This window comes from Streptomyces boncukensis (assembly GCF_011045075.1).
Classification (GTDB): domain Bacteria; phylum Actinomycetota; class Actinomycetes; order Streptomycetales; family Streptomycetaceae; genus Streptomyces; species Streptomyces boncukensis.
The window spans coordinates 1-4,683 of record NZ_JAAKZZ010000538.1 but is presented as its reverse complement, the minus strand read 5'-3'; the positions used below and the strand labels follow the sequence as shown (position 1 = coordinate 4,683).

Below are 4,683 nucleotides of genomic sequence, written 5' to 3'. Positions count from 1 at the left end.
CTCCCGGGACGTGGAGTGGGTGCCCCTCGTGCACGCCGTGTCCCTCCCCGGCGGCCCCGTGGACCCGGGCACATACGACCGGATCCGCACCGAGCTCACCGACCGCATCCGCGCGGCGGGCCCCCTGGACGGCCTGGTCTACGACATCCACGGCGCCATGAGCGTCACCGGCATGACGGACGCGGAGGCCGACCTCACCGCGGCCGTGCGCGAGGCGATAGGCCCGCGCACCCTCATCTCCGCCGCCATGGACCCGCACGGCAACGTCTCCTACGACTTCGCCCGCCGCCTCGACCTCCTCACGGCCCACCGGCTCGCCCCGCACGAGGACGCCTGGGAGACCCGCGAACGCGCGGCGCGCAAGCTGGTGGAGCGGCTCAGCTCCGGCGCCGGGCGCCCGTACCGCGCCTGGGTGCAGATCCCCGTCCTGCTGCCCGGCGAGAAGTCCAGCACCCGGCTGGAGCCGGCCGCCTCCCTCTTCGGCTCGCAGGCCGGTATCGAGGCCCGGCCCGGCATCACGGACGCGGGCCTGTGGGTGGGCTACGCCTGGGCCGACGAGCCCCGCTGCCGGGCCGCCGCCGTCGTCACCGGCGACGACCCGGGCCGCGCGCTCGCCGAGGCCGGCGACCTCGCGCGGCGCTACTGGGAGGCCCGCCGCGACTTCGTCTTCGTCGGCCCGACCGGGGACGCGGACACCTGCGTCGCGAAGGCGGTGGCCTCCAGCGCCCGGCCCTTCCTGGTCAGCGACTCCGGCGACAACCCGACGGCGGGCGGCGCCGGCGACCTCGCGTATATGCTCGGCCGCCTCCTCGCCCACCCGGACCTGGCGTCCGGCCGGGCCACCGCGCTGCACCCCGGCATCACGGACCGGGCCGCCACGGACGCCTGCTTCACGGCCGGCACCGGCGCCCGAGTGACCCTCCGGGTGGGCGGAGAGTTCAGCGCGGGCACCGGCGCGCACGCCGAGCCGTACGAGCTGAGCGGCGAGGTCGTCTCGCTCCAGGAGCTGGACGGGGTCCGCGCCGCCGCGGTGCGCCGGGGCGGGGTCACCGCCGTCCTCACGGACCGCCGCAAGCCCTTCCACACCCGCGCCGACTTCGGCGAACTGGACCCGTACACGTACGACCTGGTGGTCGTGAAGATCGGCTATCTGGAGCCGGAGCTGTACGGGATGGCGGCGGACTGGCTGCTGGCCCTCACGCCCGGCGGCGTGGACCAGGACCTGCTCCGGCTGGGCCACCACCGCGTCGCCCGCCCCCTCTACCCCTTCGACGACGCGGACTTCACCGAGCCGGACCTGACGCCCGTGCTGCTGCCGCCCGCCGCGTAATCCGTTCGCCGCGCACGGGATGCCCCTCCTGGTGCACGCCGACGGCGCACTACGGTGAAGCACATGATCGCAGTCGTCGAACTGATCACGTATCCCGTCAAGGGCTGTGCGGGCGTCCCGTCACAGGAGGTCCGGCTCACCCCGGCCGGGCCCGCGCACGACCGTTCGTTCATGGTCGTGAGCACCGACGGGGTCTACCGCACCCAGCGCGCGCACCCCGCGCTGGCCACCATCCGCCCCCGGATCACCGAGGACGGCCGCGAACTGACCCTGCGGGCCCCGGGAATGCCGCCGCTCGACCTCCCCGTGGACACGGAGTCGGCGCCCGGTCCCGTCGACCTCTTCGGGGCCGCGTTCCGCGGGATCGACCAGGGGCGGGAGGCGAGCAAGTGGCTGACGGCGCACCTCGGGGCCGACAGCCGCCTGGTGCGGGTGCCGCCGGACCACGACCGGGTCACCGACGGCCTCCACCCCGGCCGCTCCGGCTACGCCGACAGCGGCGCCGTGCACCTGCTCTCCCGCGCCTCGCTCCACGACCTCAACGCGCGGATCGAGGCGGCGGGGCGCGCCCCGTTGCCCATGGCCCGGTTCCGGCCCAACATCGTGGTGGACGGCTGGGAGGCGCCGTACACCGAGGACACCCTCCGCCGCGCCACCGTCGGGGACGCCGAACTGGGCTTCGCCAAACCGGCCGTACGGTGCGCCGTCACCCTCGTCGACCCCGACACCGGCACCCGCGCCGGCCCGGAACCGCTGCGCACGCTGGCGGACTACCGCCGGGACCTGGCGCCGGGCGGCGTGACGTTCGGCGCGAAGTTCTCCGTCCTGCGACCGGGCACCCTGCGCGTGGGCGATGAGCTGACGGCGACGGAGTACGCCTAGTCCGTCCGGCGGATCTTGCTGTGCAGGGGCTGCCCCTGCCGGTGCGTCGCAGTCCGCGGCTGGGATGGGGCCGGTCGCGCAGTTCCCCGCGCCCCTGCGGGGCGCGCCCTGGCGCCCCGCAGGGGCGCTTCAGGGGCGCGGGGAACTGCGCGCGCAACCCCATCGCGCCCGCAGTCCGCAGGACACGGGCAGGGGCAGCCCCGACCCGGCTGCCCCGACAGAGGGCAACCACGATCCGCCGGACACGGCCCAGGCGGGGGCGGGGCGCCCTCACTTCGGTACCGTTTCCCGGTACTCGCGGTTCGCGGCCATCACACCGTCCAGCGCCTCCCGGGCGCGGACGAGCTCGTCGATGCGCCCGGAGAGCCGGTCCCGCTCCTGCGCGAGCCGCTCCAGCGCCGCGTCGGAGCTGTCCGGACTGGGCGCGTCCACGCAGGGCAGCACCTCGGCGACGGTCCGGCTGGAGAGCCCCGCGGCGTACAGCTGTTGGATGAGCACCACCCGCTCGACCGCGGCGTCCGCGTAGTGCCGCTGCCCGCTGGGGCTGCGGGTGCTGGCGAGCAGCCCCTGCTCCTCGTAGTACCGCAGGGACCGGGCGCTGACTCCGGTGCGCGCCGCCAGTTCCCCGATCCGCATGCCGACCTCCCTGCCGTGACCCGCGTCACAACCCTTGCCTCTGACGTCAGTGTGAGGTTTTAGCGTAGCCGGTGCGCGGGGAACCCGGCGCACCGTACCGAGACGGATTCCTGACGTGACCACTCTTTTCGACACCTACCCGACGTACTGGCACGCGGCCTGACGGGGCGGAGGGAGCGGAAGCGCGAACGCGTAGGCCCGCTCCGCCGCGCAGCTCTGGCAGGCGCCCGTGAACCGCACCAGCAGCCGCTCCCCGGCCCTGGTGCGGGCGCTGCGCCACAGGCAGCGGAACTCCCCGCACGCGCAGGTGCGATGGGCGACGTCGGCGAGCGCCCCGAGCGCGGAGTCGTGGCCCTCCTCGACCGGCGCCTCCTCGACCGGCGCCGCCGGGGACGCACCGGCTCCGGCAGCGCCTTCCGCGGGCCGGTGCCGCCGTCGCCGCCACTCCACCTCCGCGTCCGGAGCCCGCCCCGTGCCGCCGCACTCGACGCAGGTGCCCGGCCCGGCGTTGGCCGCGGCGCACCAGCACCGCCTGCCGGACAGCCGGGTGGTGCCCTCGCAGTCCAGGCACACCCCCCAGCCCTGGCACCAGTCGCACAGCACCCCGTCGACCGTGCTGCGGGTCCAGGGCGGCTGCCGCAGCTCCCGCCCGGTGAACAGGACCGGGGTCCAGCCGGTGAGCGTCAGCAGCCCGGCCCCCTCCCCCGCGTGGACGCGGACCGCGAACTCCCCGTGAGCGGCCCGCGCCCAGCTCCCGCCGGCGCCGTCGCCGCGCCCGCCGCGCACCTGCCATCCGGCGGCAGTGAAGGCGTCCAGGACATCGCGGAAGGACGGCGAGGACGGCGAGGAAGGGGAGGACGCCGGGTGCCGGACGCCGCCCGCCGCAACCAGGAAGAGGTGGCTGCGGCCTACCGGTTCGGGCCCCCTGAGCCGTACCGGGTCGGTCCACTCGCGGACCACCGCCGCACGGCGGTCCGCGTGCAGCGCGGCGGCAACGTCCAGCAGCTGCCCCCTCAGCCACAGCGCCTGCGCCGGTGCCGCGACCCCATCGTCCTCTCCGGCCATGCGGGGCCCCTCCCCTCGCGTTCTCCCGTACGGACGGCGGACCTCCCCGCGCGGGTTCCGGCGGCCGTGCAGCGGTGACCGGGCCCACAACCGGACCCGTTAGCCTGGCCGCCGACGACACACGCACGGACGGGATGGGGGACGTCTCCTCGTATGCCCACACAACTGCAACGCGGCCACAAGGCCAAGGTCAGTGATCTGACGGCGGGCACGGATCTGTACGTCGGCGTCCAGATCGCCGGGGCGGGCCTCGCCTTCGACATCAGCTGCTTCGGACTCGACGGGCAAGAGCGCCTCTCCGACGACCGCTACTTCGTCTTCTTCAACCAGCCCAAGTCGCCCGAGGAGTCCCTGCAGCTCCTCGGCGCGCAAGCGGGCGACACCGAGTCGTTCCGGGTCACCCTGGAGCGGATCCCCGAGCAGGTGGAGCGGCTCTCGTTCACCGCCACCGTCGACGGCGCCGGGCAGATGTCGCAGATCGGGCCGGGGTACATCCGTATCGTCGCGGGCGGCGAGGAGGTCGCGCGGTACGCCTTCGACGGCTCGGAGTTCACCACCGAGCGCGCGGTGATGCTGGGCGACTTCTACCGCAAGGGCGGGATCTGGCGGTTCGCCGCCGTCGGACAGGGCTTCGACGGCGGGCTCGACGCGCTGCTGAAGCACTTCGGCGGGGAGATCGCGGAGGAGCAGGAGGAGGCGGCGGCGCAGCAGGTCCCCGGCTTCGCTCCCCCGGCGGACGCCGCGCCCCCGCAGCCCGCACCGGGCTTCGC

5 protein-coding genes are annotated in these 4,683 nt (G+C 75.1%); 3 read left to right on the top strand and 2 right to left on the bottom strand.

Annotated elements, in window-relative coordinates; all coding sequences use genetic code 11:
- Together G5C65_RS31475 and G5C65_RS31470 are read left to right on the top strand one after the other, a co-directional pair.
- A partial coding sequence (locus G5C65_RS31475; protein WP_165302453.1) for a M81 family metallopeptidase occupies nt 1–1,330 on the top strand: 1,330 nt, incomplete at its 5' end.
- 63 nt (nt 1,331–1,393) lie between these two features.
- Nucleotides 1,394–2,212: an MOSC domain-containing protein gene (locus G5C65_RS31470; protein WP_165302452.1), complete on the top strand. Its 819-nt coding sequence runs from the start codon at nt 1,394–1,396 to the stop codon at nt 2,210–2,212.
- Between the two features lie 270 nt (nt 2,213–2,482).
- Here G5C65_RS31470 and G5C65_RS31465 read toward each other — a convergent pair whose 3' ends face one another.
- Nucleotides 2,483–2,848 (bottom strand): MerR family transcriptional regulator, encoded by a 366-nt coding sequence (locus G5C65_RS31465; protein ID WP_165302451.1) that lies wholly within the window; start codon nt 2,846–2,848, stop codon nt 2,483–2,485.
- Between the two features lie 135 nt (nt 2,849–2,983).
- The gene (locus tag G5C65_RS31460; RefSeq protein ID WP_165302450.1) at nt 2,984–3,913 is read right to left on the bottom strand and encodes a hypothetical protein; all 930 of its coding nucleotides are present in this window, start codon (nt 3,911–3,913) and stop codon (nt 2,984–2,986) included.
- 153 nt (nt 3,914–4,066) lie between these two features.
- Between G5C65_RS31460 and G5C65_RS31455 the strand changes: the two genes are divergently transcribed.
- A partial coding sequence (locus G5C65_RS31455) for a TerD family protein (RefSeq protein ID WP_165302449.1) occupies nt 4,067–4,683 on the top strand: 617 nt, incomplete at its 3' end.

What these genes read in the sequence shown, in the direction of transcription:
- G5C65_RS31470 (WP_165302452.1), top strand. Translation starts at nt 1,394, where the DNA reads ATGATCGCAGTCGTCGAACTGATCACGTATCCCGTCAAGGGCTGTGCG.
- G5C65_RS31460 (WP_165302450.1), bottom strand. Translation starts at nt 3,913, where the DNA reads ATGGCCGGAGAGGACGATGGGGTCGCGGCACCGGCGCAGGCGCTGTGG.
- G5C65_RS31465 (WP_165302451.1), bottom strand. Translation starts at nt 2,848, where the DNA reads ATGCGGATCGGGGAACTGGCGGCGCGCACCGGAGTCAGCGCCCGGTCC.